The organism is Nocardioides sp. (genome assembly GCF_035697785.1).
Classification (GTDB): domain Bacteria; phylum Actinomycetota; class Actinomycetes; order Propionibacteriales; family Nocardioidaceae; genus Nocardioides_B.
Genome location: NZ_DASSCL010000007.1, coordinates 17,425 through 40,970, shown reverse-complemented (window position 1 = coordinate 40,970; position 23,546 = coordinate 17,425). Strand labels below are relative to the sequence as shown.

Here is a 23,546-nt window from a genome sequence, read left to right as displayed (position 1 = left end):
GCTCAGGCTCCCGGTGGCCGAGCCCGTCGAGCCCCGAGTCAGGACTTCTTGGCCGCCTTGCTCGCGGCCTTCTTGGCCGTCTTCTTGGTGGCCTTCTTGGCCGTCTTCTTCGCGGTCTTCTTGGCGGCCTTCTTCGCCGGCCCCTTGGCGCGCCGCTCCGCGAGGAGCTCGGCCGCGCGCTCGATCGTGATGGTCGACTCGTCGTCGCCCTGGCGCAGCGTGGCGTTGTACTCGCCGTCGGTGACGTAGGGGCCGAACCGGCCGCTCTTCACGGTGACGGTTGCTCCCGACTCCGGGTCCTTGCCGATCTCGCGACCCGGGTCGGCCGCGGCGCGGCCGCGCCGCTTGGGCTCGGCGTAGATCTTGAGGGCCTCGTCGAGCGTGATCGTGAGCAGCTGGTCCTCGGAATCGATCGACCGGGAGTCGGTGCCCTTCTTGAGGTACGGGCCGTAGCGGCCGTTCTGCGCGGTGATCTCGTCGCCGGACTCGGGGTCGGTGCCGACCACCCGCGGCAGGGTGAGCAGCCGGACCGCGTCCTGCAGCGAGACGGTGTCGAGCGTCATCGACTTGAACAGCGACGACGTCCGCGGCTTCTTGCCCTTCGGCGCGTCCTCGGGCAGCAGCTCGGTGACGTAGGGGCCGTAGCGGCCGTTCTTCGCCACGACCGGAAGCCCGGTCTCCGGGTGGTTGCCGAGGTGGGTCTCCTCGCCGGCCGGGTTGGCCAGCAGCTCCTTGGCCTTCTCCTGCGTGAGCTCGTCGGGCGGCAGATCCTCGGGCACGTTGGCACGCACGGACTCGCCGTCGGCCGAGGTGGTCTCGATGTACGGGCCGTAGCGGCCGACGCGCAGGTCGATGCCGTCCGCCACCGGGAAGGTCGCCAGGTCGCGGGCGTCGATGTCGCCGAGCCCGGACACGAGCTCCTTGAGCCCGTCGACGTCACCGTCGCCGAAGTAGAACCCGGCGAGCTCGGTGTTGCGGTCGCGGCGACCCGCGGCGATCTCGTCGAGCACGTCCTCCATCGAGGCGGTGAACTCGTAGGACACCAGCCGGGAGAAGTGCTCCTCGAGCAGCCGGATCACCGAGAACGCCAGCCACGCTGGCACCAGCGCGGTGCCCTTCTTGTAGACGTATCCGCGGTTGAGGATGGTGCCGATGATCGAGGCGTACGTCGACGGCCGGCCGATCTCGCGCTCCTCCAGCTCGCGGATCAGCGTCGCCTCGGTGTAGCGCGCCGGCGGCTTTGTCTCGTGGCCCGCGGCCCGGATCGCCGCGGCGGAGACGGCATCGCCCTCGGTCACGGCCGGCAACCGGTTCTCGCGGTCGTCGGGCCCACCGTTCTCGGCGTCGCCCTCGTCGTCGCGGCCTTCGACGTACGCCTTGAGGAAGCCGTGGAAGGTGATCACCCGACCGGACGCGGAGAACACCGCATCCTCGCCGGTGCTCGCGACGCCGCCGAGCCGGATGGTGACCGAACGGCCCTCCGCGTCCTTCATCTGGGACGCGACCGTGCGCATCCAGATCAGCTCGTAGAGGCGGAACTCGTCGCCGCTCAACCCGGTCTGCGCGGGGGTGCGGAAGGTCTCGCCGGCGGGGCGGATCGCCTCGTGGGCCTCCTGGGCGTTCTTGACCTTCGAGGCGTAGGTGCGCGGCTTGTCGGGGATGTACTCCGCACCGTAGAGCTCGCGGGCCTGGTCCCGGGCCGCGGCCACTGCCGACTCCGACAGCGTCGTGGAGTCGGTGCGCATGTAGGTGATGAAGCCGTTCTCGTAGAGCCGCTGTGCGATCGACATGGTCCGGGAGGCGCCGTAGCCCAGCTTGCGCGAGGCCTCCTGCTGCAGCGTCGTGGTGCGGAACGGCGCGTAGGGCTTGCGGGTGTAGGGCTTCGCCTCGACCGACCGGATCTCGAAGGTGGTCTCGCTGAGCCCGCTGGCGAGCGCCTCTGCCCGAGCCCGGTCGAGGTGGACCACCCCCTGGGCACCACCGGCGCCTGACTTCAGCTGACCCTGCGGCGTGAAGTCCGAGCCCCGGGCCACCCGAGCGCCGTCGACGGAGTGCAGCTTGGCCGGGAACATCCGCTCGTCGTGCTTGGCACCGGCGTCGAAGGTGCCCTCGAGGTCCCAGTACGCCGCGGTGCGGAACGCCATCCGCTCGCGCTCCCGGTCGACCACGAGACGGGTGGCCACCGACTGCACCCGCCCGGCGGACAGGCCGGACATGACCTTCTTCCACAGCACCGGCGAGACCTCGTAGCCGTACAGCCGGTCGAGGATGCGCCGGGCCTCCTGGGCCTCCACGAGGTCCATGTCGATGTCGCGCGGCGACTCGACCGCGGCGAGGATGGCCGACTTGGTGATCTCGTGGAACACCATCCGGCGTACCGGCACCTTGGGCTTGAGCTCGTCGAGGAGGTGCCAGGCGATGGCCTCCCCCTCACGATCCTCGTCAGTGGCGAGGTAGAGCTCGGAGGCGTCCTTGAGCAGGCTCTTCAGCTTCGTCATGTGCGACTTCTTGTCGCGGGACACGACGTAGTAGGGCGTGAAGTCGTTGTCGACGTCGACTCCGAGGCGCGCCCACGGCTCGCCCTTGATCTTCGCTGGGACGTCGGCAGCGCTCTGCGGGAGGTCGCGGATGTGGCCGATCGACGACTCGACCACGTAGTCGCCGCCCAGGTAGCCACCGATGGTCTTCGCCTTGGCTGGCGACTCCACGATGACCAGCTTGCGGCCGGCCCCGTTGTTTCCTGCCACGTCTGTCCTGCTCCTCAAGTGTTGAAAGGCGGCCCCGGCCCCCGGCCAGGCTTCCGCGCCAGACACGGTAACGCGCCGTGTCAACGCGGTTCCTCCCCCGGTTACCCAGCGGACTCGAGGAAGCCGTCGGCGACGAGCGCGCGAATCTCGTCGGCGTACCTCGCGCGCAGGTCCGCCGGGTCGCCGTCCAGCAGGCTCGCCAGGGCGTCCAGGATCTGGCCCACCGTGAGGTCCCCGTCGCACGCGCCGACCAGCCCGGCCACCACCGTGTCGGCCCGGTGCGCGCGCCGCATCCCGCGCTGCTGGCGGAGCACGATCGTCTCCGGGTCCGCTGCACCCGGCATCCCGGACGTCTCCTGCCGCACGTCGTCACGGGTGACCAGCCGGATGTCGGCGAGGTCGGGGTGGGCGGCCAGCAGGTCGGTACGCCGCCCGCGGTCGGCCACCTCGGGGCCGAGCGGCTGCTCGATCTCGTAGGGCCATTCCTCGAGGTGCAGCACGGGCTGCCGGTCGACCCGGCGCAGGTGGAGCCAGCCGAACCCGACACCTTCGATCCCCTGGTCGGCGAACCAGCCGAGCCAGGTGTCGTAGCGGGCGGCGTACTCCGGCGTCCCGTGCAGGCCGGCGTCCTTGAGCCACAGCTCGACGTACTCCGCGGGGTCGGCCACCTCGCGCTGCACCACCCAGGCGTCGACGCCGCGGTCCTCGAGCCACCCGGCCACCCGGTCCTCCCAGGGCTCTCCGGTCCGGTGCACCCAGTTGGCGAGCACGTGGGCACGACCGGCCGGGGCGAGGTGTTCGGTGGCGCCCGTGACGACGCGTCGGACCATCTCGTCTCCCGGCAGCCCGGAGTCGCGGTAGACCAGGCGCTCGTCGGTCGCGGACGACACCACGAACGGCGGGTTGGTCACGATCAGGTCGAACGTGTCGGCGGCCACCGGCTCGTAGAGGCTCCCGGCCCGGTCCTCGACCATGACCCCGTTGAGCCGGGCGTTCAGCCGGGTCATCGCCAGGGCACGCCGGTTCACGTCGGTGGCGACGATGTCACCGGCGTGCTCGGCGAGGTGCAGCGCTTGCACGCCGCACCCGGTGCCGAGGTCGAGGGCCCGGTCGACCGGCTCGCGCACCGTGAGCTGGGCCAGCGACGAGGAGGCGGAGCTGACGCCGAGCACGTGGTCCGGCCCGACCCGGTGACCGGATCCGTCGAGCCCCGGGGTGAGGTCGCTGACCACCCACCAACCGCGACGGTCGTCGGCGTACGGCCGCACGTCCATCCGGGCCCGGACCGCTCCCGCACTCTCCTCGAGGAGGCCGGCGGACCCGAGCGGCCCCAGCAGCCCCGGGAGCGCGGCCTCCGCCCGGGCCAGCGGCACCGGTGCCTGGAGCAGCCAGAGCCGGGTGAGGGTGGCCAGCGGCGACCCGTCGCCGGTGGCGCGCAGGCCGGGGGTGGTCTCGTTGCGGAACAGGGCGCGGTGGGCGGTCGGCCCGAGCAGCTCCGCGACGCCCTCGTAGTCGTAGCCGGCCGCGGCGAGGGACGCCCGCAGGCGGTCGACGTCGGCGGGGCTCAGCAGGTCCACGCGAGGCGACTCTAGCCGCCGTCGTACCTCGTGCCCGGCGCCGGACAGGCCGAGAGGCCACCTCCCGCACCACACGCCGTCGGGCGGGGTGGGTCGGTGGCCTCTCGGCGCTGGCTCAGGCGGAGACGGTCTCCTCGGCCGGCTCCGAGTCGCCGATGGCGATCGGACGGCGCTTGGAGATGTACACCGCGACGGCGATGATGCCGGCCGCGACCAGCGCGATCGTGATGCGCAGGGCGTCGTTCTCGCCGCTGCCGACGCTCATCTGGACGACCGCCGCCGCGATCAGCAGCGACACCAGGTTCATCACCTTGAGCAGCGGGTTGATGGCCGGACCGGCGGTGTCCTTGAACGGGTCGCCGACGGTGTCCCCGATGACGGTCGCGGCGTGGGCCTCAGAGCCCTTGCCGCCGTGGTGACCGTCCTCGACGAGCTTCTTCGCGTTGTCCCAGGCGCCGCCGGAGTTGGCGAGGAAGATCGCCATCAGCGTGCCGGTGCCGATCGCACCCGCCAGGTAGCCGGCCAGCGGGGCCACGCCGAGGCCGAAGCCGACGGCGATGGGCGCGAAGATCGCGAGCAGACCCGGCGTCGCGAGCTCGCGGAGCGAGTCCCGGGTGCAGATGTCGACGACCTTGCCGTACTCGGGGCGGCCGGTGCCCTCCATGATCCCAGGGATCTCCTTGAACTGGCGGCGCACCTCGAACACGACGGCCCCGGCCGCGCGGCCGACGGCGTTGATGGCCAGGCCGGAGAACAGGAACACCACCGCGGCACCGATCAGCAGCCCGACCAGCACGTCCGCGGAGAAGACGTTCGCGGTGAACGTCTCGCCGAGCTCGGTCTCGATCGCCTGCGTGTAGGAGCCGAACAGCGCGGTCGCGGCCAGCACGGCCGTCGCGATCGCGATGCCCTTGGTGATCGCCTTGGTCGTGTTGCCGACGGCGTCGAGCTCGGTGAGGATCTGCGCCCCCTCGCCGTCCACGTCGCCGGACATCTCTGCGATGCCCTGCGCGTTGTCGGAGACCGGCCCGAAGGTGTCCATCGCGACGATGACCCCGACGGTGGTGAGCAGGCCGCAGCCCGCGAGCGCGACCGCGAACAGCGAGATGACCACGACACCGGAGCCGAGCAGGAACGCGCCGTACACCGCACCGCCGATCACCAGCGCGGTGAACACCGCGGACTCGAACCCGACCGAGAGACCCGACAGGATCACGGTCGCGGCGCCGGTGAGCGAGGTGAGGCCGACGTCCTTCACCGGACGATGGTCGGTGCCGGTGTAGTAGCCGGTCAGCGACAGGATCACCGCGGCGAGTGCGATGCCGATCAGGACGGCGATCGTGGCGATCAGGCGCGGGTCACCGTCGTACGCCGCGAGGCTGTCGGAGACCCCGGTCAGCTCGGCGAAGGACCCGGGCAGGTAGGCGTAGGCGGCGATCGTGCACAGCACCGCCGAGACCCCGGCCGAGATGTAGAACGACCGGTTGATCGTGGTCAGGCCGTTCTCGCCCGGCCGCGGCTTGGTGATGAAGACGCCGAGGATGGCCGTCAGCGCACCGAGCGCCGGCACGATCAGCGGGAAGACCAGGCCCTCGGCCCCGAACGCCGCCTTGCCGAGGATCAGCGCGGCGACGAGCGTCACGGCGTAGGACTCGAAGAGGTCGGCGGCCATGCCGGCGCAGTCGCCCACGTTGTCGCCGACGTTGTCGGCGATCGTGGCGGCGTTGCGCGGGTCGTCCTCGGGGATGTTGTTCTCGACCTTTCCGACCAGGTCGGCGCCGACGTCGGCGGCCTTGGTGAAGATGCCGCCGCCGACCCGCATGAACATCGCGAGCAGCGCCGCGCCGAAGCCGAAGCCCTCGAGGACGGTCGGTGCGTCGTTCTTGTAGAGCAGTACGACGAGGGCGGCACCGAGCAGGCCGAGGCCCACCGTCGCCATGCCCACGAACCCACCGGTGCGGAACGCGACCCGCATCGCCGGGTCGCGACCCTCCTCACGGGCCGCCGCCGCGACCCGCACGTTGGCGCGCACCGCGAGGGACATCCCCAGGTAGCCGATCGCCGCCGAGAAGCCGGCCCCGACCAGGAAGAAGATGGAGCGCCCGATGCGCACGTCCGTGCCGCCCTCCGCGGGCAGCAGGAACAGCAGCACGAAGGCCGCCACGGCGAAGACGCCGAGAGTCCGGAACTGGCGGGCCAGGAAGGCGTTCGCCCCCTCCTGCACCGCCTGCGCGATGTTCTGCATGTTGGTCGTGCCCTCACCGGCCGCGAGCACCTGCCTCCGGAACATCGACCCCAGCACCAGCGCGACGACCGCGATGGCGAGGACGATGTAGACGAAGGTGATGTTGCCGCCGGACAGGTCCACGGTCGCAGCTTCGCCGCCGATCTCGGCAGCAAAGATGTGCCTGGACATACGTCCTCCTCCGCATGGGCGCTAGAGCCCAACGAGACTTTGGCGCGCACACCCAGAGGCCTGATTCCACCCGGGTGTGAGCAGGACGTGACCTGCCTCACGCGCGTTGGTGTGCGGGAGTCTACGCACGTCCCGGCGCTATGGGACGGAGGGGTGTGTGGCATCTGCCACATTTCGCGTGACAGGCGGGCGTTCGGGCCCGGCGAGAGCCGTTCAGGCCACCGCAGACACGGGCCACGACATGGAGAGCGTCGTGCTGTCCCCGTCCCGTTCGATCGACAGGTCGTCGATCAGGCCGCGCAGCAGCGCCCACGGCTCGACACCGTCGACGTCGCTGTCGAAGGAGTCGGCCATCGCGACCGGCCCGGCGGCGACGACGTCGACGCACAACCGGGTGTCGAGCGCCAGCCGGACGGTGACCGGACCGGCATCGGAGGCGCTCTCACCGACCATCAGGGCGCACGCCTCCCCGACCGCGAGGCGTACCTCTTCGACGAACTCCTCGTCGGGGGAGGCGCGCCGCGCCACCGCCGCCGCGATCAGCCGCACTGTCCGCACCAGGGCAGGGTCCCGAGCGATCGAGACCGTGATGCCGGTGGAGGTGCGTGTCACCCCGCGCCTCATCAGCGCTCGGCGAGCGCGTCGGCCTGGGAGCCGTGGATCACGAACACCTTGGCGAGGCCGGTGATCCGGAAGATCTTGAGCAACCGCTCCTGGTTGCAGATGAGTCGCATCGAGCCGTCGTGTGCCCGCACCTTCTTCAGACCGCCGACCAGGACCCCGAGACCGGTCGAGTCGAGAAAGTCGACCTTCTCCATGTCGATCACCAGGTTGTACTCGCCGTTGCCGACAAGCTCGGTGATCTTGTCGCGCAGCTTGGGCGCGGTGTAGACGTCGATCTCGCCGCCCACCTCGATGATGGTCTGCCCACCCTCGTGGCGCGTCTCAAGTGACAGGTCCACGCCCAACTCCCTAGAAACTCGCCGTACAAAAACGGTCATGTCCGGATCCCGGACCCCCCACCGTGCATTCAATCATGCACCCGAGCGGCCCGACGATCACTCTGCCAGATGGATCGAGGTCCGTGCAGCGCGTCGGTCGGTGCCGTTTGCGAGACTTCCCAGGTGCCGATGTACGCCGAAGCCGGGCCCAGCCGCCTGCTGCGGAGCCTGTCGGCTCGAGACGCCGACGACGAGCGGCTGACCCATCTGGAGGTGCTGCCGGCCCGTCCGGGCGCTGCCGCCGACTGGCCGGAGTGGCTCGCGGCTCCGCTCCGCGAGGCGTGGTCGGCGCGCGGAGTCGCCCGCCCGTGGACTCACCAGGTCGAGGCGGCCGAAGCGGCACGCGCCGGACGCCACGTCGTGCTGTCGACCGGCACCGCGTCCGGCAAGTCGCTCGGCTACCTGATGCCCGTGCTCACCAAGATCCTCGAGTCCCGGGACCGGTTCGGCCGGCGCGGCGCGACGGCGCTGTACCTCTCCCCCACCAAGGCGCTCGCCCAGGATCAGCTCTCCTCCCTGCTGGCGCTGGAGGTCCCCGGCCTGGCGGCCACCACCCACGACGGCGACTCCGGGCGGGAGCAGCGGGAGTTTGCGCGCGACCACGGCGAGTACGTCTTCACTAACCCCGACATGCTGCACCGGTCGCTGCTGCCCGGTCACGCCCGCTGGTCGAGGTTCTTCGGCTCGCTGTCGTACGTCGTCGTCGACGAGTGCCACCACTACCGCGGCGTGTTCGGTGCCCACGTCGCGCAGATCCTGCGTCGGCTCCGGCGGGTCTGCGCGGCCTACGGCGCCTCGCCCACCTTCGTGCTGGCCTCGGCCACGGTCGCGGAGCCGGAGGTCTCGGCCGGGCGGCTCACCGGGCTGCCGGTCGAGGCGGTCACGGGCGACGGGTCCGCCCGGGGAGCGGTCACGGTGGCGCTGTGGGAGCCGCCGTTCACGGCGTGGACGGGCGAGCTTGGGGCTCCCGTGCGTCGCTCCGCAAATGCCGAGGTCGCCGACCTGATGACCGACCTGGTCGTCGACCGGGTGCGCACGCTGGCCTTCGTCCGGTCCCGCCGCGGTGCCGAGACCGTGGCCCTCAACGCCCGGCGCCTCCTGGAGGAGGTCCAGCCGGGGCTCGGCGATCGGGTGGCGGCGTACCGCGGCGGCTATCTCCCCGAGGACCGGCGGGTGCTCGAGCAGGACCTTCGCGGCGGGCGGCTCCTCGGCGTCGCCGCGACCAACGCGCTCGAGCTGGGCATCGACGTCGCCGGCCTCGACGCGGTGCTCATCGCCGGCTTCCCCGGCACGCGCGCGGCGTTCTGGCAGCAGGTGGGCCGGGCCGGTCGTGGCGGGCAGGATGCGCTCGGCGTGCTGGTCGCGACGGACAACCCGCTCGACACCTACCTGGTCACGCACCCGGAGGCACTGCTCGGAGCGCCGGTCGAGGCCAACGTCTTCGATCCCGACAACCCCTACGTTCTCGGGCCGCACCTCTGCGCCGCCGCCGAGGAGATCCCGTTGACCGAGGCCGACTTCCCGATGTTCGGCCCAGGGGCCAGGGAGGGTGTCGACGCGCTGACCTCCGCGGGCCTGCTGCGCCGCCGGGCTGCCGGCTGGTTCTGGACCGACCGTCGACGGGCCAGCGACCTCGCCGACATCCGCTCGTCGGGCGGCCCCCCGGTGCGCCTCGTCGAGAGCTCGACCGGGCGTCTGGTCGGCACCGTCGACCAGGGCTCCGCCCACGGCACCGTGCACACCGGCGCGGTCTACCTCCACCAGGGGGAGACCTACCTCGTGAACGAGCTGGACCTCGACGACAACGTCGCGGTCCTCGAGGCCGCCGACCCCGACTACTCCACCTCGGCCCGGGACGTCACCGACATCGAGATCACGGGCGAGTCCGAGCGCCAGGCGTGGGGGCTGGCCGACGTCGTCGTCGGTGACGTCCGCGTGTCACACCAGGTGGTGTCGTTCCTCCGGAAGCGGATCGGCAGCGGTGAGGTGCTCGACGAGGAGGAGCTCGACCTGCCGGAGCGGGTGCTCCAGACCAAGGCGGTGTGGTGGACCCTGCCCGCCGGCGCGCTCGCCGGAGCCGGGTTGGCGGGCCGAGACCTGCCGGGCGCGGCGCACGCGGCCGAGCACGCGTCGATCGGCCTCCTCCCGCTGTTCGCGACCTGCGACCGCTGGGACATCGGTGGCGTCTCCACGGCGCTGCACCCGGACACCGGGCGGCTCACGGTGTTCGTGTACGACGGGCACCCGGGCGGCGCCGGGTTCGCCGAGCGAGGCTTCCGCGCCGCCCGGGAGTGGCTCGCCGCCACCCGGGAGACGATCGCCGGGTGCCGCTGCCCCGAGGGGTGCCCCTCCTGCGTGCAGTCCCCGAAGTGCGGCAACAACAACGCGCCGCTCGACAAGGCCGCCGCCGTCGACCTGCTCGACCTGCTGCTGTCCCAGGCGTAGACGCGTCGCGTGCGGGAACCCTGTAAGGCCTAGAGTCCGGTGAGCGCAGCCGCGCTCGCGACGAAGGGAAGACGATGCTCGTTCTCGGACTGATCCTGCTGCTGCTGGCGGCGGCGTTGCTGATCGGCTTTCTCTCCTCCGGCACGCAGGAGGTCACGTTCGACAGCGGTGTCCTCGACGTCACCGTGAACACCTTGACGATCTACCTGCTCGGCGCCCTGACCCTGCTGCTCCTGGTCGCCGGCCTGGCGCTGCTGCGCGTCGGCACCCGTCGGGCCGGCCAACGTCGGAAGGACCGCAAGGAGCTCGACCGGCTCAAGCGGGAGCAACCCGGGACCGGGCAGGCGCCCGCCGGCGCGGGCACGGGGGAAGGCTCCCAGACGGACACGAGCACCCGGGCCACGTCCGAGACCCAGACCCTGCCCGCGGCCGGCGACACCGCGCAGGACACCGCAACCGACTCCGGCACCGGGACCCGGACCGACGGAAACGGCGCCACCCGGACCTGATCGGCCGAACAGTGTCACGGCGGCACCGGGCCGCCACGCGCCGAGGCATGCACCACCACGGAGCGGCCAAACAGCCGCGGGCCGTCGCGGCTCACCGCCACGAGCACCTCGAGGGCGGTCGGCCCCTCGACGCTGCAGGTCGAGAGCCGGGCCGCGTTGCGTGCTGCCACCGTCGCCGCGGCCGCGCAGGCGTCGTCGCCCCTCTGAGCTGCCGCCGCGCCGGCGAGGGCGGCCAGGTCGGCGGCCGCCTGCACCCTGCGCTGTGCCACCACCACGCCGCCCTGGAACGCCATCAATACGGTCACGAGGACGAGGATCCCGAGGAACGGCATCGCCATCGTGGTCGCCGATCCACGCTCGTCCCTCCGCCGCGGCTGCCTCATGGCGTCTCCGTCGCGGCCACGGCCTGTCCGGCAACGGTGACGCCGGGAACGAAGCGGACGAGCCCGCCTGGCCCGCGAACGGCCGCGGAGACGTCGACCACGACCTGCCCGTCGCCGGTGCGCACTCGGATGTCGGCTCCGGGCGGTGCGACCCGGCGCCCGAGTGCCAGCGCCGCCCCCCGCGGCTCGTCACGGGCAACCGCGCGGGCGACCTCCCGGGCCGCGTCGACCACCCGGGTCTGGGCCGCCGCGAGCGTGAGCAGCCAGACCAGCGCCAGGGTGAGCAGCACGAGGACCGGCATGACCATCACGGTCTCGGCTGTCACCGCACCGCGCTGGGAACGCTGCCCCGCGGCGCGGGCGGACCGGATCCGGTCCGCCCGCGCCGCCCTGTGCACGTGAGGCTGCGTCATCCGAGGCCGATGACCTTGAAGATCAGGTCGAACAGCGTCTTCAGCAGGCTCTGCCCCCAGTCGCTGGTGAGCAGCTTGATCAGCACGGCGGCGAGGCCGCAGCCGGCGGCGGTGGCCACGGCGTACTCCGCGCTGGCGACTCCGCGCTGGTTGCGGCGCCGCCGGCCGGCGGGCATCCGGCGGATGTGTGCGACGGGTGACCTGGTCATGTGTTCCTCCTCGAAGGGCCTGCCCGGCCGCTGCCGGGCGGGCGGTGGATGTGTGAGTCCGACTCTCGTCGCGGCGAGGCGGTCGGCGGGCGGCCGTCGGGTCGGCTGGGGACCGGGCGACGACGCGCCCCGCTGTGGACGGGAACGGGCGGTCACGGAAGCGACAGCACCGACAGCGAGCCGGCGACCAGCGGAACCACGCCGAGCAGCACGAACGCCGGCAGCAGGCACGCACCGAGCGGCAGCGCCGCACGGACGCCGACGGCGCGGGCCCGGGCCTCGACAGCTGCCCGAGCGCTCAGCCGGAGGTCTTCGGCCAGGCGGGCCATCGCGTCCGCCACCGAGGCACCGCTGTCGGCGGCGCGCAACATGCAGCGCCCCCAGACCCCGAGCTCTGGGTGTCGTGACAGCTCACGCCACACCGTGACCGGGTCGACGCCCAGGCGCAGCCGCGCGGACACCGCCGCGAGCTCGTCACGGAGCGGGCCGGTCACGACGGCCGCCACCTCGTCGATGGCGGTGCCGGGAGACTGCCCGGCGGCGAGGCAGGCCGCGAGCAGGTCCACGACGTGCGGGAGGCCGGCGACCAACGCCTCCCGACGTCGCCGGGCGGCCGGCGGCTCCATCCGGCGAACGGCGAGGTGACTGCCGACCGCGGCAACGGCGCCCATGCCGAGGCCGACCGGGCCGCCGATGAAGAGGGTGACCGCGAGCATCGCGCCCGCCCCGGCCAGCACGGGCAGCAGCCGCTTTCGGTCGGGCGACGGGCCAGGAGCGTCCCGGGACCGCGCGGGCAGCGCGGCCCCGGGCGGGGTCGACAGGAGCACGGCCGCCGCGGCGAGGACGGCAGCGAGAGTTGCGGCGAGCACGATGCCGGTCACGTCCGGTCCACGGCCGCGGCCATCCGATCGATCCAGGCGAGGCCGGCGAACACCAGCGTCGCCCCGGCCGCAAGGCAGCCCAGGCCGACCGGGTGCCCGAAGAGGAACGCCCACGGATCGCCGCCGATCCCGGTCGACATGGCCAGGGTGCCCACCGGCAGCAGGGCGACCAGCCGGGCGGTTGCGCGTGCGGACGAGAGCTCGCCGCGGACCAGGTGCCCCGCGAGCTGGCGCGCCCGCGCCGACGCCACGACCTGGCCGAGCGACGTGGTGAGCGCGGCACCCGAACGTTGGGACACCTGCCAGGCGGCGGCGAGGTCGGTGAGTCCCTCGGCGCCGGGGAGCCGAGCGCGGTCACGCAGGGCCTCGGGGACGTCGGCACCGAGCCTGGCCGCGGCCACCACGGGCGAGAGGTCCGGCCACACCTCGCCCGCGCGGGCCAGCGCGATCTGGGGAGGCTGGCCGGCACGCAGCTCGCCGACCATCGCCTCGCCCACCTCGACCACGCGGGCGCGACGCTCGTCGCGGACCCTGGCGCCGACGTGACGACGCCAAGCCTGTGCCGTCGCCAGCGCGCAGCCGGCCACCACGAGGGAGAGCACCAGCGCGGCACCGTCGAGCAGGACGGCCGCCGCGGCAACCGTGCAGACACCGAGGACCACCCAGCGCACCGAGGGCGCGCCGCCCGGCGCCACCCCGGCGGCCGGACCGCTCCGGAGCGCAGGCGGCCGGGGGACGAGGGCGAGCACCGACCCGGCGGCGAGCAGGGCCGCGACCAGCCCGAGCGCAGCCGGCACACCGGGCCCGGTCGCCGAGACGGGTGTCACGTGCTCGACCGGTCGTCGAGGAGCATGCCGAGGCGTCCCGCTCCCGGACCCTCGACGGTGGCGCCGTCGCCGCCGGCAAGAGCGGCGGCGATCGCCCGCACCGCACCGTCGGCCGCGCGGTCGAGGACGGCCACCTCCACGAGCCGTCGTCGCCCGGCGCGGTCGCGGCCCAGGTGAACGACGACGTCGACGGCTGACGCGAGCTGGGAGTGCACCGCTGCCTGCGGCAGCCCGGCGGCCATCGCGAGCGCCTCCACCCGGGCCGGCACGTCCGCCGCGGAGTTGGCGTGGAGCGTGCCGCAGCCGCCTTCGTGACCGGTGTTCAGCGCTGCCAACAGATCGGCGACCTCGGCGCCTCGCACCTCGCCGACGACCAGACGGTCCGGCCGCATCCGCAGCGCCTGCCGTACCAGCACGCGCATCGGCACCTCGCCCGCGCCCTCGACGTTGGCCGGGCGGCTCTCCAGACCGACGACGTGCGGGTGGTCGGGCCGCAGCTCGCTGGCGTCCTCGACGAGCACCAACCGGTCGCCAGGGTCGACCAGGCTGAGCAGGGCGGAGAGCAGCGTCGTCTTGCCGGTGCCGGTGCCGCCACTGACCAGGAACGAGAGGCGGGCGGCCACCACCCGGCGCAGCAACCGGGCCCCGAGTGGATCGAGGGACCCGGCGGCGACGAGCTCGTCGAGAGTGAACACCCGGCGGCGCGGCACCCGGAGCGACACGCTGGTGCCGGGGCGGGACAGCGGTGCCAGCACCGCGTGGAAGCGGGTGCCGTCGGGGAGCCTGAGGTCGGCGTACGGGGTGGCGTCGTCGAGGCGCCGGCCGCCCGCGGCCGCCAGGCGCTGGGCGAGCCGCCGGACGGCGTCGTCGTCGGGGAACCGAACGGTGGTGAGCTCGAGCCCCTCGCCGCGGTCGAGGTAGACCGCATGGGGTCCGTTGACCAGGACGTCGGTGACGCCGGGTGTGCGGAGCAGCGGCTCGAGCGGGCCGGCGCCCAGGACGTCCGCGGTCAGCCGGTCGTGCACGGCGAGGACGGCGGCGTCGCCGACGGGTCGACCCTGGTCGCGCAGGGCGGCGGCGACCCGTGCGGGGGTGACCTCGGCACCCTGGCGGGCCAGCTGCTCGCGGACCGCCTCGACCACGTCACCGCCCGGAGCGAGCCGCCCGTCGGCGGGTCTCACGGCCCGACCTGCGCGGCCCAGGCCAGGACGTCGCGGGCCGCCCGGGCGAGAGGCGAGCGTGAGGACCGCACCGGTCCGAGCCCGAGGTCCACCTGCTCCACGACTCGTCTCCGGCTGGGGTAGTCGGCCACCAAACTGAGGTCCAGCGCGCCGGCCACGGCCTCCGGTGCCACCGCGCCGCTGACTGTGCGCACGACGACGCCGACCTCGGCGCGCTCGGCCGCCAGCCGAGTGGCGACGCGCGCCGCGGACGCCACCCCCGAGACCGTCCCGAGCACGACCAGCACCAGCAGCTCGCAGCGGCTCAGCGCGGCCGCGGCCGGGTCTGCGCCCGTCGTCGCGCCGGCGGATGTGCGGGGCAGGTCGAGCAGGACCAGGTCCCCGGCCCGCTGGGCGGCCGCAACCACCTCGCGCACCGATCCCTCGTCGACCGTCGGCGGCGGTCCGGCGCCGTACGTCAGGAGGGACAGTCCGTCACGAGTGGGGAGCGCGGCACGCAGGGACCGGGAGGCGAGCCGCCCGCTCGCCGCGGTGAGAACGTCCCAGCGGATGCCCTCGACCTCGTCGAACCCGAGCGTCCGGCCGAGTCCCGGCCCCCACGGGTCGAGGTCGAGCAGGACTGCGGGCGCGGACCGGGCGGCCACCTGGGCGACGGCCGCCGCGAACGTGCTCGCTCCCGCACCGCCGGAGCCGGGCATCACGCCCAGGACACCACCCTGGGCGCGACCACCGTCGACGACGTCACCGAGGAGCTCGACCAGCCAGGACTCCCCTTCCGGAAGCTCGACCACGGCTCGCGCACCGACACCGAGCGCGGCACGGAAGGTCCGGTCGGGCACGGGTCCGACGCCGATGACGTGCACGTCGTCGTGGCGGGAGGGCCGGCGCTCCGCGAGCTCCTCGACGAGGTCGGACCCGACGAGCACGAGGGCCGCGGCGGACCAGGAGCGGATTGCGCTGCCGGTGTCGTGCGCCACGTCGAGGGTCACGCCTGCCGCGGCGGCCAGCCGGAGGACGTCGTCGAGCAGCCCGTCGTCACGGGTGGCGAGCAGGACCGGCAGGGTTGTCGGTGCCCCGGGGTGGGACCTTGCGGCGGTGGTCGGGATGGCGGTGGTCATGCGCGCGACAATGCCCGCGAGTGCCGCCCTGGGGGCGGCGTCCCGGACCGACCTGGGGACGCGGCGCGGCGGACACCTGTTGTGGACGGAACCCGGCCTGGAGCCGGCCGGGGACGGGGCGGCCCCCGATCGGGGGGAATGACCGGGGGCCGCTTCGGGTCCGGGCTCGGGGGAGAGCCCGACCCTCGACCAGCGACTGGGGGGATGCCGCTGGGATCCTGGAAACTGGTCGTCTCGGGGTGACCCCCGGGCGCAGATCGATGGTAGCGCGGCCTTTACCCGCTGTCGTCGTCACTATGCTACGAACGGATATCGGTCCGGGCAGCGGGCGACGACTCACGAGACGGAGGCGGACGATGGCTCCTCGGGCCACCGGTCGGCCGGCCGCATTCTTCGACCTCGACAAGACGATCATCGCGAAGTCGAGCACGCTCGCGTTCAGCAGGTCGTTCCAGGCCGGGGGGTTGATCTCGCGGCGGGCGGTGCTGCGCAGCGCCTACGCCCAGTTCGTCTACCTGGTGGGCGGCGCCGACCACGACCAGATGGAGAAGATGCGCGGCTTCCTCTCCGACCTGAGCGCCGGTTGGGAGGTTCAGACGGTCCGCGACATCGTGGCGGAGACCCTGCACCGGATCGTCGACCCACTCGTGTTCGACGAGGCGGTGTCCCTGATCGAGGAGCACCAGCTCGCCGGCCGCGACGTGGTGATCGTGTCCGCCTCGGGGGCGGAGGTCGTCGAGCCGATCGGCGAGATGCTCGGTGCCGACGGCGTCATCGCCACCCGGATGGAGATCGTCGACGGCCGCTACACGGGCCGGATCGACTTCTACGCCTACGCCGAGAACAAGGCGACGGCGATCGCGCGGCTGGCCGAGGACAAGGGCTACGACCTGTCCCGCAGCTATGCCTACAGCGACTCGATCACCGACATGCACATGCTCGAGATCGTCGGCCACCCCTACGCGGTGAACCCCGACAAGGAGCTCCGCAGGCAGGCCACCCAGCGCGGCTGGCCGGTGCTGGTGTTCACCCGCCCGGTGGCACTAAGAGCACGGATGCGGCTGCCGCAGAGCAAGCCGACGCTGGCTGCGCTGGCTGTCGGTACGGCGGCCGCGGTCGGCGGCGCGGTGTACCTCGCAGCCCGTCGGCGTGTCGCACGCGGAGCGTGACGGGCGGTCATAGACCAGTTGGCCGCAATCCCTCGTAACTCCACCTAGACCATCTCCGAGGGCCCTTGTCCCGTGCCGGAGGCGCGGCGTACAAAGGAGACACAACTCCAGACCCGCACATGAGCCAGGTACCCACGCGGCGACCTACCCTTCCTATTGGGCGTCGATCTTTGGGTTTACCCGGGACGACAACTATCCGGTGCACGCTTGGTAGCCATCGGTCTCATGTGTCAGCGGCGGCATCCTGGGATCTCCCACGGGTGCCGCTCGCATGTGGTGCCGCCCGTCAGGACAGCGGGCTCGCCTCTGCGCCGGCGGCGTATGCCTCGGCCGCGTAGAGCAGCCACCCGTGCACGCCCGCGGCGCCGCCCTGGTCGTAGCCGCGCAGGTTCGACTCGTACTCCCGGCGCAGCCTGAGGTGTCCCGCCTCGGGAACGGTCAGCGAGGTGGGGTCCACGCCGCGGGCGACGAGCACGAGCCGCTCGACCGCGCGGGCCACGATCCCGTTGTGCGACACGAACGGCGCCACCGTGGCGATCTCCGCATGCGCCACCGCGGCCACGACGAGTGCTGGCCCGGTCGTGGGTCGGGACAGGGTGCCGCCCAGGTCCTGCAGGCGAGCTGCGGCGACGGCGTCCCGAGGACGGCCGAGGTCGATGTCGTCGACGACGCCCTTCGCGGCGAGCGTGTGGATCCGGGCGACGGCCTGCAGCGGCGTCTTCGCCAGCACCGGCACCAGGCCGAGCAGCTCAGTGCTGACCCGCAGCGCCGCCTGCGAGGTGTGGTCACCGCCGTCGGCGCGGACAGCGTCGAGCGAGGCGTCGGAACCTTCGAGCACGGCGCTGGCATGGGCCCCGCGCAGCAGCGACTCCGCGGTGAGGTCGGGCGTCGTACGACGCAGCCCGCGGTCGCGCAGCAACGCATCGATGCCGTCCCGCGTCGCGGCCATCGCGGACGCCACTCCCTCGAGCGCGGCGAGCCTGGCCAGGGGGTCGGAGTCCGTCACAGCGGCGAAGCGTAACGGGGTCAGGCGGCCGGGCCCTTCGTCCGCACGTCGGCCACGTGGCTCATGGCCTCGCGCAGCTCGGCCAGCCAGTCCTCCTCGTGCTGCCCGACCAGGCGGACGCACCAGGCAAGCGCCTCCGACCTCGACCGGGCGACGCCGGCGTCGACGAGGGTATCCAGCACCTGCCGCTGCGGCTGCCGGAGCCGGGTCATCACGGGCGCGGCGAGATGGGTGAACATCTCGCCGTAGTCGCCGACCTTCACCCCCCACGAGACCTTGCGCTCGTAGCGACGCTCCGCCTCCCGGGCGACCTCGATCCGCCGCTCACGGGTGTCCTCGCGGAACGCCCGCACCCGCCCTGCACGTGCCTCGTCGCGCTCGGCCTCCGACGCGTCGTCGGCCACGTCCACGTCGTCGATGGTGAGGATGACCGTGATCTCGTCTCGGTCCACCGTCACCTCCGGCGGCTCCACCTTCCACTCCTCCGGGAGCCGCCCGGTGAACCAACCCCGGACCCGCTCCTGTTGCTCCGTTGTAATCATGTAATCCACATTACGTCGCTCAACATGAAACCGGTAGCCGAGAGGTCCGTTCGCGAGGAGGAGCGGAGCGGGGAATCGCGAACTGACGTCTCGGCGAGGGTGACCGACGCCAGCCCGAGCGTTCTCGCCGGTCGGAACCACAGGTGCCTGACACCAACCACAAGCGTTTGACCTGTGGTGGCCGCCGCCGCAGCGACCGCGTCGGCGGGCGGCCGGCGCGCCCGTGTTGGGTGGGCGGCTTCGTCCACCGTCAAGCAGCCGTGGTGACCTCCGCGCAGAAGTGCGGTGCCCGCGGGTCGAGTCGCCGAGTGATCAGTTGCTCCCGCTCCTTCGCTGCGCTCCCCCGGATGACCAACGGACCCCTCGGCTACCGGTTTCATGTCAGGCGCCCTCACGTGCTCACGACCCGTGTCGCTGTACTCTCCGGGCAATGAGCCAGCCCGCCGACCCATCCATGCACGCCCTGTCGTTCGCGGGCGTGGCGGACGCCTACGAGCGGGCCCGACCGTCGTACCCGGAGGAAGCCACCACCTGGCTCACCGGCACCGACCCGGCACGCGTCGTCGAGCTCGGCGCCGGCACCGGCAAACTCACCTCCGGGATCCTCGGCGCCGGCCACCGCGTCGTCGCCACCGACCCGCTCGAGCCGATGCTGCAGCACCTGTCGCGTTCCTGCCCCGGCGCCATCCCCACCATCGGGCGCGCGGAGCAGATCCCGGTCCGCAGCCGGTGGGCGGACGTCGTCGTCTGTGCGCAGGCCTACCACTGGTTCGACCTGGACCGAGCGCTCCCCGAGATCGCCCGTGTCCTCAAGCCCAACGGACGGATCGCGCTGGTGTGGAACCTGCGCGACGAGCGGATCCCGTGGGTGAAGCGGCTCGGCCGGCTGATCGGGACCCAGGAGCAGAACACCGACCCGACGCAGGACCTGCTGTCCTCGCACCTGTTCGGCTTCGTGGAGAAGGCGCAGTTCCGGTTCTGGCAGCCTCTCGACCGCGACCGGCTCCGCGACCTGGTGCGGTCGCGTTCCAACATCGCGGTCATGGAGGCATCCGAGCGGGAGGCTGTCATGGCGCAGGTCGACGCGCTGTACGACGAGTACGGCCGCGGCCACGACGGGATGCTTCTGCCCTACGTCACGCACTGCTTCAAGGCCGTCGTGCGTGCGCAGGCCGACCCAGACGAGGACGACGACCGACCCCCGGGTCCGCCGACCGACGACGATGACGCCGACACCCTGTTGATCGACTTCCAGTGAGACCGCGAGCGTGAGCACCTGGTTCGGCTGGCTGCGCCGCCGTCACCTCGGCACCGAAGCCGACCGGGCCACCTTCCGCACCCTCCACACAGCCGCGCTGGCGACGCCCGCCCTGCGCGGCGGTCTCACCGAGGCGTCAGCGCAACGGTCGATCCGGCACCTGCGGAGCCTGCTCGCCTCACCGGCCGTCGCGCTCACCGACACCGATGCCTTGCTCGCCTGGGACGGCGGCCAGCACCACCACGCAGAACAGTGCGCCGACCTCGCGCGTCCCGTGGTCGCCGACGGTGCGACCGCAGTGCTCGGGCAGAGCGGGATCCCTTGTGACGACCTGTCCTGCCCGCTCCGCTTCGTGATCGTCGCTCCGCTCACGGTTGACGAGCGGGTGATCGGCACGTTCCAGGTCTTCGCCCCCTCGGCGTCGGCCGGCCTGGTGCGTGCGGCCGAGGAGGTCGCCGACTGGGTCTCCGGTCAGCTCGAGCTGGCCGAGCTCGACGCGTCCCGCACCCGGCTGATGGAGGCCGAGGTGCGGGCGCTGCGGGCGCAGATCAGCCCGCACTTCGTCTACAACTCGCTCACCGCGATCGCATCGTTCGTGCGCACCGATCCCGAACGGGCCCGCGATCTGCTGCTGGAGTTCGCGGACTTCACGCGCTACTCGTTCCGAAGGCACGGCGAGTTCACCACCCTGGCCGAGGAGCTCAACTCCATCGAGCGGTACCTCGTCCTCGAGAAGGCGCGGTTCGGGGACCGCCTCCACGTGACGCTCCGGGTGGCGCCCGAGGTGCTGCCCGTCGTCGTACCGTTCCTCTCCCTGCAACCCCTTGTCGAGAACGCCGTCCGGCACGGCTTGGAGCAGAAGGACGGCCCGGGACGGATCGAGATCACGGCCGAGGACTTCGACCGCGAGGCGGTGATCTCGGTGGAGGACGACGGGGTGGGCGAGGATCCCGAGCGGGTACGCCGGGCGCTGGCGGGCGACGAGGCGATGGACTCGGTGGGGCTGGGCAACGTCGACGCTCGGCTGAGGTCGACGTTCGGCGACGACTACGGCCTCGTCGTCGAGACCGCCCCGGGAGCCGGCACCAGGGTTATCGTTCGGGTGCCGAAGTACGCTCCCGGAGTCCACTCATGAACAGGGTCCCCTGATGAGCAGCAGGGTCTCGACCGCCCCCTCCGCCGACAGCCTGCGCGTGCTCGTCGTCGACGACGAGCGGCCAGCGCTCGACGAGCTGGCCTGGCTGCTGCGCCGCGACACTCGCATCGGCCGGGTCACCACCACGGACAATGCGGCCGAGGCGCTGCGGGTGCTGCAGGAGGGCGGCGTCGACGCGGTCTTCACCGACATCCGGATGCCGGGGCTCACCGGCCTGGAGCTGGCCCGCGTGCTCTCCCGGTTCAAGGCCCCGCCGCCGGTCGTGTTCATCACCGCCCACGACGACCACGCCGTCGACGCGTTCGAGCTCAACGCGGTCGACTACGTGCTCAAGCCGGTGCGCGAGGATCGGCTGGCCGAGGCGGTGCGCCGGGTCTGCGAGTTCCACGGCGGCGACTCGCAGGTCGCCGCGGACCAGATCCCGGTCGAGCTCGGCGGGGTCACCAGGTTCATCCCCCGGTCCGAGGTGCAGTACGTCGAGGCGCACGGCGACTACGCGCGTCTGCACACGGCCCACGGGAGCCACCTGATCCGCAGCCCGCTCACCACGCTCGAGGAGCAGTGGCGCGAGGCCGGCTTCGTACGGATCCACCGGTCGCTGCTCGTCGCGCTGCCGCACGTGGTCGAGGTGCGCATCGACTCGGGACGCTGCACCGTCGTCGTCGGCGACGAGGAGCTCGCGGTCAGCCGACGACACACCCGCGAGCTGCGTGACCTCCTGGTGCGCAGGGCGCGCCCCGGGGGCGCGGCGAAGACATGACCCCGACGGGGAGCCAGGAGCCGCCGCGGCGGGTGCGAGTCACCAGCCCGCGCACGGGGGCGGTGCGCCGCCGTGTCACCGGCACGTCCGAGATCGACGCGCAGACCCAGCTCGGGGAGATCTACATGACCTCCCTGCTGCGGGCCCAGCTCCGTCTCGCGGCGCTCGTCATCGGAGCCGTCGTGGTGTTCATCGGTGGCCTGCCGCTGGCGTTCCGGGTCTTCCCCGACCTGATGGACACCCACGTGCTCGGCATGCCGCTGTCGTGGGTGCTGCTGGCCTTCGCCGTCTACCCGTTCCTGTTCCTGCTGGGCTGGCTCTACGTGCGCGCGGCCGAGCGCACCGAGCAGGACTTCACCGACGTGGTCGAACGGTCCTGACGTGAACTCGACGTATGGCCTGATAGCGGTGACGTTCGTCGCGCTCGCGACCCTCGGCATCGGCGCCTACGGCTGGCGGTTCTCGCGCACGACAAGCGACTTCTTCGTGGCATCCCGCTCGGTGCGGCCGGCCCTGAACGCGTCGGCGATCGGCGGCGAGTACCTCTCCGCGGCGTCCTTCCTCGGCGTCGCCGGGCTCGCGCTCGCCTTCGGCACCGACATGCTGTGGTACCCGGTCGGTTGGACCGCCGGCTACCTCATCCTCCTGGTGCTGGTGGCCGCCCCGCTGCGACGGTCCGGCGCCTACACCCTCCCCGACTTCGCCGAGGCACGGTTGGAGTCCCGGTCGGTGCGCCGCCTCTCGTCGCTGCTCGTCGTCGGCATCGGCTGGCTCTACCTGATGCCCCAGTTCCAGGGCGCCGGACTCTCGCTCGGCACGGTCGCCGGCACCGAGCCGTGGGTCGGCGGCGCAGTCGTCGGCGCGGTGGTGCTGGTCAACGTGTTCTTCGGCGGGATGCGCAGCATCACGTTCGTGCAGGCGTTCCAGTACTGGCTCAAGCTCACCGCGCTGCTCATCCCCGCGATGTTCCTGCTGTCGGTGTGGGTCGGCGACGGCGCCACGTCGCCGGCCGACCCCTCGGTGGTTTCCGGCGGCGTCCCGGGCGACCTGTGGTCGTCGCCGCTGACATCGGCGAGCGAGCATCCGCTGTTCACGACGTACTCCATCATCATCGCCACCTTCCTCGGCACGATGGGGCTTCCGCACGTGGTGGTGCGCTTCTACACCAACCCCGACGGCCGCACCGCCCGCCGCACGACGCTGATCGTGCTCGCGCTGCTCGGCGTCTTCTACCTGCTGCCACCGCTGTACGGCGCGCTCGGGCGGCTGTACACGCCCGACCTGATCGCCTCCGGGGCCACCGACACCGTCGTGCTGGAGCTCCCGGCGCGGATGGTCGGCGGTCTCGGTGGCGAGCTGCTCTCCGCCCTCACGGCTGCCGGCGCGTACGCGGCGTTCCTCTCCACGTCGTCCGGACTCACCATCGCGGTGGCCGGCGTGATCAGCCAGGACGTGATGGGCCGTCGCTTCCGCGGTGTGCGTGCGTTCCAGGCCGCCGCAGTGGTCGCGGTCGCTGTTCCTCTCCTGCTCGCGGTCGCCGCCGAAGGCGTCGGCGTGGCCCGGGCGGTCGGCCTGGCCTTCGCGGTCGCGGCCTCCACCTTCTGCCCCCTGCTCGTGCTCGGCATCTGGTGGCGACGGCTCACCGACGCCGGTGCGATCGCCGGTCTGCTGGTCGGCGGCCTGCTGTCCGGCGGTGCCGTGGTCGCGACCCTGCTCGCAGTCACCCCCAGCGGCTGGGCCGGCGCGATCCTCACCCAGCCAGCGGCGGTCACCGTGCCGCTCACGTTTCTCACCATGACCCTGGTCTCCCTCGCCACCCAGCACCGGCTGCCCCGCCATGTCAGCCGCACCATGGTCAGGCTGCACACCCCTGAGGCCGTCGAGCTCGACCGCGGCCCCTGGCCGTTGTAGCCAGGTCTCGACGGGCTCGACCCCCGGGTTGCGTCCC

22 protein-coding genes are annotated in these 23,546 nt (G+C 72.5%); 8 read left to right on the top strand and 14 right to left on the bottom strand.

All coding sequences use genetic code 11. The features are described 5' to 3' along the window. Positions 1 to 38: 38 nt before the first annotated feature. The 5 genes from topA to VFH10_RS01050 all read right to left on the bottom strand — a co-directional run bounded on the left by topA (position 39) and on the right by VFH10_RS01050 (position 7,702). Complete coding sequence (topA, locus tag VFH10_RS01070) at positions 39 to 2,747, bottom strand: type I DNA topoisomerase (protein WP_325125135.1); 2,709 nt, start codon at positions 2,745 to 2,747, stop codon at positions 39 to 41. A gap of 101 nt (positions 2,748 to 2,848) precedes the next feature. Then, positions 2,849 to 4,324, bottom strand: a complete 1,476-nt coding sequence (locus VFH10_RS01065; RefSeq protein WP_325125133.1) for a DUF7059 domain-containing protein — start codon at positions 4,322 to 4,324, stop codon at positions 2,849 to 2,851. Positions 4,325 to 4,439: 115 nt separating this feature from the next. Further along, complete coding sequence (locus VFH10_RS01060) at positions 4,440 to 6,740, bottom strand: sodium-translocating pyrophosphatase (protein WP_325125131.1); 2,301 nt, start codon at positions 6,738 to 6,740, stop codon at positions 4,440 to 4,442. A 213-nt stretch (positions 6,741 to 6,953) separates the two neighbouring features. Next, positions 6,954 to 7,352 carry an ATP-binding protein gene (locus VFH10_RS01055; RefSeq protein WP_325125129.1) on the bottom strand — a complete coding sequence of 133 codons (399 nt, stop codon included), beginning with the start codon at positions 7,350 to 7,352 and terminating at the stop codon, positions 6,954 to 6,956. 11 nt (positions 7,353 to 7,363) lie between these two features. Beyond that, positions 7,364 to 7,702, bottom strand: coding sequence for an anti-sigma factor antagonist (locus tag VFH10_RS01050; protein WP_325125127.1), 339 nt, complete (start codon positions 7,700 to 7,702; stop codon positions 7,364 to 7,366). A gap of 168 nt (positions 7,703 to 7,870) precedes the next feature. Here VFH10_RS01050 and VFH10_RS01045 point away from each other — a divergent pair, with 168 nt between their 5' ends. Both VFH10_RS01045 and VFH10_RS01040 read left to right on the top strand, forming a co-directional pair. Further along, the gene (locus VFH10_RS01045) at positions 7,871 to 10,186 is read left to right on the top strand and encodes a DEAD/DEAH box helicase (RefSeq protein WP_325125149.1); all 2,316 of its coding nucleotides are present in this window, start codon (positions 7,871 to 7,873) and stop codon (positions 10,184 to 10,186) included. 74 nt (positions 10,187 to 10,260) lie between these two features. Continuing rightward, positions 10,261 to 10,695, top strand: a complete 435-nt coding sequence (locus VFH10_RS01040; RefSeq protein WP_325125125.1) for a hypothetical protein — start codon at positions 10,261 to 10,263, stop codon at positions 10,693 to 10,695. Between the two features lie 14 nt (positions 10,696 to 10,709). On the opposite strand, the gene VFH10_RS01035 is transcribed toward VFH10_RS01040, so the two are convergent. The 7 genes from VFH10_RS01035 to ssd form a co-directional block, all read right to left on the bottom strand. Further along, positions 10,710 to 11,078, bottom strand: a complete 369-nt coding sequence (locus VFH10_RS01035; protein WP_325125123.1) for an Rv3654c family TadE-like protein — start codon at positions 11,076 to 11,078, stop codon at positions 10,710 to 10,712. After that, complete coding sequence (locus VFH10_RS01030) at positions 11,075 to 11,491, bottom strand: TadE family type IV pilus minor pilin (protein WP_325125120.1); 417 nt, start codon at positions 11,489 to 11,491, stop codon at positions 11,075 to 11,077. Before VFH10_RS01030 ends, VFH10_RS01035 begins: the two co-directional genes overlap by 4 nt. Then, positions 11,488 to 11,700, bottom strand: a complete 213-nt coding sequence (locus VFH10_RS01025) for a DUF4244 domain-containing protein (protein ID WP_325125118.1) — start codon at positions 11,698 to 11,700, stop codon at positions 11,488 to 11,490. Before VFH10_RS01025 ends, VFH10_RS01030 begins: the two co-directional genes overlap by 4 nt. A 152-nt stretch (positions 11,701 to 11,852) precedes the next feature. Next, a complete protein-coding gene (locus tag VFH10_RS01020) occupies positions 11,853 to 12,581 on the bottom strand; it encodes a type II secretion system F family protein (protein WP_325125116.1) in 729 nt (242 codons plus the stop codon). Beyond that, positions 12,578 to 13,408, bottom strand: a complete 831-nt coding sequence (locus tag VFH10_RS01015; RefSeq protein WP_325125114.1) for a type II secretion system protein — start codon at positions 13,406 to 13,408, stop codon at positions 12,578 to 12,580. Before VFH10_RS01015 ends, VFH10_RS01020 begins: the two co-directional genes overlap by 4 nt. Then, positions 13,405 to 14,589, bottom strand: a complete 1,185-nt coding sequence (locus tag VFH10_RS01010; protein ID WP_325125112.1) for a TadA family conjugal transfer-associated ATPase — start codon at positions 14,587 to 14,589, stop codon at positions 13,405 to 13,407. The genes VFH10_RS01015 and VFH10_RS01010 overlap by 4 nt, the downstream gene beginning before the upstream one ends. Further along, complete coding sequence (gene ssd / locus VFH10_RS01005) at positions 14,586 to 15,707, bottom strand: septum site-determining protein Ssd (RefSeq protein ID WP_325125110.1); 1,122 nt, start codon at positions 15,705 to 15,707, stop codon at positions 14,586 to 14,588. Before ssd ends, VFH10_RS01010 begins: the two co-directional genes overlap by 4 nt. Before the next feature lie 356 nt (positions 15,708 to 16,063). On the opposite strand from ssd, the gene VFH10_RS01000 reads away from it, so the two are divergent. Beyond that, positions 16,064 to 16,876, top strand: a complete 813-nt coding sequence (locus VFH10_RS01000; RefSeq protein ID WP_325125108.1) for an HAD-IB family hydrolase — start codon at positions 16,064 to 16,066, stop codon at positions 16,874 to 16,876. 286 nt (positions 16,877 to 17,162) lie between these two features. On the opposite strand, the gene VFH10_RS00995 is transcribed toward VFH10_RS01000, so the two are convergent. After that, entirely contained in the window at positions 17,163 to 17,882 is a 720-nt protein-coding gene (locus VFH10_RS00995) for an oxidoreductase (RefSeq protein ID WP_325125106.1), read from the bottom strand. Positions 17,883 to 17,902: 20 nt separating this feature from the next. Further along, positions 17,903 to 18,424 (bottom strand): hypothetical protein, encoded by a 522-nt coding sequence (locus VFH10_RS00990; protein WP_325125104.1) that lies wholly within the window; start codon positions 18,422 to 18,424, stop codon positions 17,903 to 17,905. Between the two features lie 430 nt (positions 18,425 to 18,854). Between VFH10_RS00990 and VFH10_RS00985 the strand changes: the two genes are divergently transcribed. The 5 genes from VFH10_RS00985 to VFH10_RS00965 are packed head-to-tail and all read left to right on the top strand — an operon-like array spanning position 18,855 to position 23,509. Continuing rightward, positions 18,855 to 19,682, top strand: coding sequence for a class I SAM-dependent methyltransferase (locus VFH10_RS00985; RefSeq protein ID WP_325125102.1), 828 nt, complete (start codon positions 18,855 to 18,857; stop codon positions 19,680 to 19,682). A gap of 10 nt (positions 19,683 to 19,692) precedes the next feature. Continuing rightward, positions 19,693 to 20,817 (top strand): sensor histidine kinase, encoded by a 1,125-nt coding sequence (locus VFH10_RS00980; protein ID WP_325125101.1) that lies wholly within the window; start codon positions 19,693 to 19,695, stop codon positions 20,815 to 20,817. A gap of 13 nt (positions 20,818 to 20,830) precedes the next feature. After that, entirely contained in the window at positions 20,831 to 21,598 is a 768-nt protein-coding gene (locus VFH10_RS00975; RefSeq protein WP_325125100.1) for a LytTR family DNA-binding domain-containing protein, read from the top strand. Beyond that, positions 21,595 to 21,978, top strand: a complete 384-nt coding sequence (locus tag VFH10_RS00970) for a DUF485 domain-containing protein (RefSeq protein WP_325125098.1) — start codon at positions 21,595 to 21,597, stop codon at positions 21,976 to 21,978. The genes VFH10_RS00975 and VFH10_RS00970 overlap by 4 nt, the downstream gene beginning before the upstream one ends. Position 21,979: 1 nt before the next feature. Then, positions 21,980 to 23,509: a cation acetate symporter gene (locus VFH10_RS00965; RefSeq protein ID WP_325125096.1), complete on the top strand. Its 1,530-nt coding sequence runs from the start codon at positions 21,980 to 21,982 to the stop codon at positions 23,507 to 23,509. The last annotated feature ends 37 nt before the right edge of the window (positions 23,510 to 23,546 follow it).

Excerpts from the sequence above, each read along its gene's own strand:
- VFH10_RS01060 (WP_325125131.1), bottom strand. The coding sequence starts at position 6,740 with ATGTCCAGGCACATCTTTGCTGCCGAGATCGGCGGCGAAGCTGCGACC.
- VFH10_RS01045 (WP_325125149.1), top strand. The coding sequence starts at position 7,871 with ATGTACGCCGAAGCCGGGCCCAGCCGCCTGCTGCGGAGCCTGTCGGCT.
- VFH10_RS01040 (WP_325125125.1), top strand. The coding sequence starts at position 10,261 with ATGCTCGTTCTCGGACTGATCCTGCTGCTGCTGGCGGCGGCGTTGCTG.
- VFH10_RS01035 (WP_325125123.1), bottom strand. The coding sequence starts at position 11,078 with ATGAGGCAGCCGCGGCGGAGGGACGAGCGTGGATCGGCGACCACGATG.
- VFH10_RS01030 (WP_325125120.1), bottom strand. The coding sequence starts at position 11,491 with ATGACGCAGCCTCACGTGCACAGGGCGGCGCGGGCGGACCGGATCCGG.
- VFH10_RS01025 (WP_325125118.1), bottom strand. The coding sequence starts at position 11,700 with ATGACCAGGTCACCCGTCGCACACATCCGCCGGATGCCCGCCGGCCGG.
- ssd (WP_325125110.1), bottom strand. The coding sequence starts at position 15,707 with ATGACCACCGCCATCCCGACCACCGCCGCAAGGTCCCACCCCGGGGCA.
- VFH10_RS01000 (WP_325125108.1), top strand. The coding sequence starts at position 16,064 with ATGGCTCCTCGGGCCACCGGTCGGCCGGCCGCATTCTTCGACCTCGAC.
- VFH10_RS00990 (WP_325125104.1), bottom strand. The coding sequence starts at position 18,424 with ATGATTACAACGGAGCAACAGGAGCGGGTCCGGGGTTGGTTCACCGGG.
- VFH10_RS00985 (WP_325125102.1), top strand. The coding sequence starts at position 18,855 with ATGAGCCAGCCCGCCGACCCATCCATGCACGCCCTGTCGTTCGCGGGC.
- VFH10_RS00975 (WP_325125100.1), top strand. The coding sequence starts at position 20,831 with ATGAGCAGCAGGGTCTCGACCGCCCCCTCCGCCGACAGCCTGCGCGTG.
- VFH10_RS00970 (WP_325125098.1), top strand. The coding sequence starts at position 21,595 with ATGACCCCGACGGGGAGCCAGGAGCCGCCGCGGCGGGTGCGAGTCACC.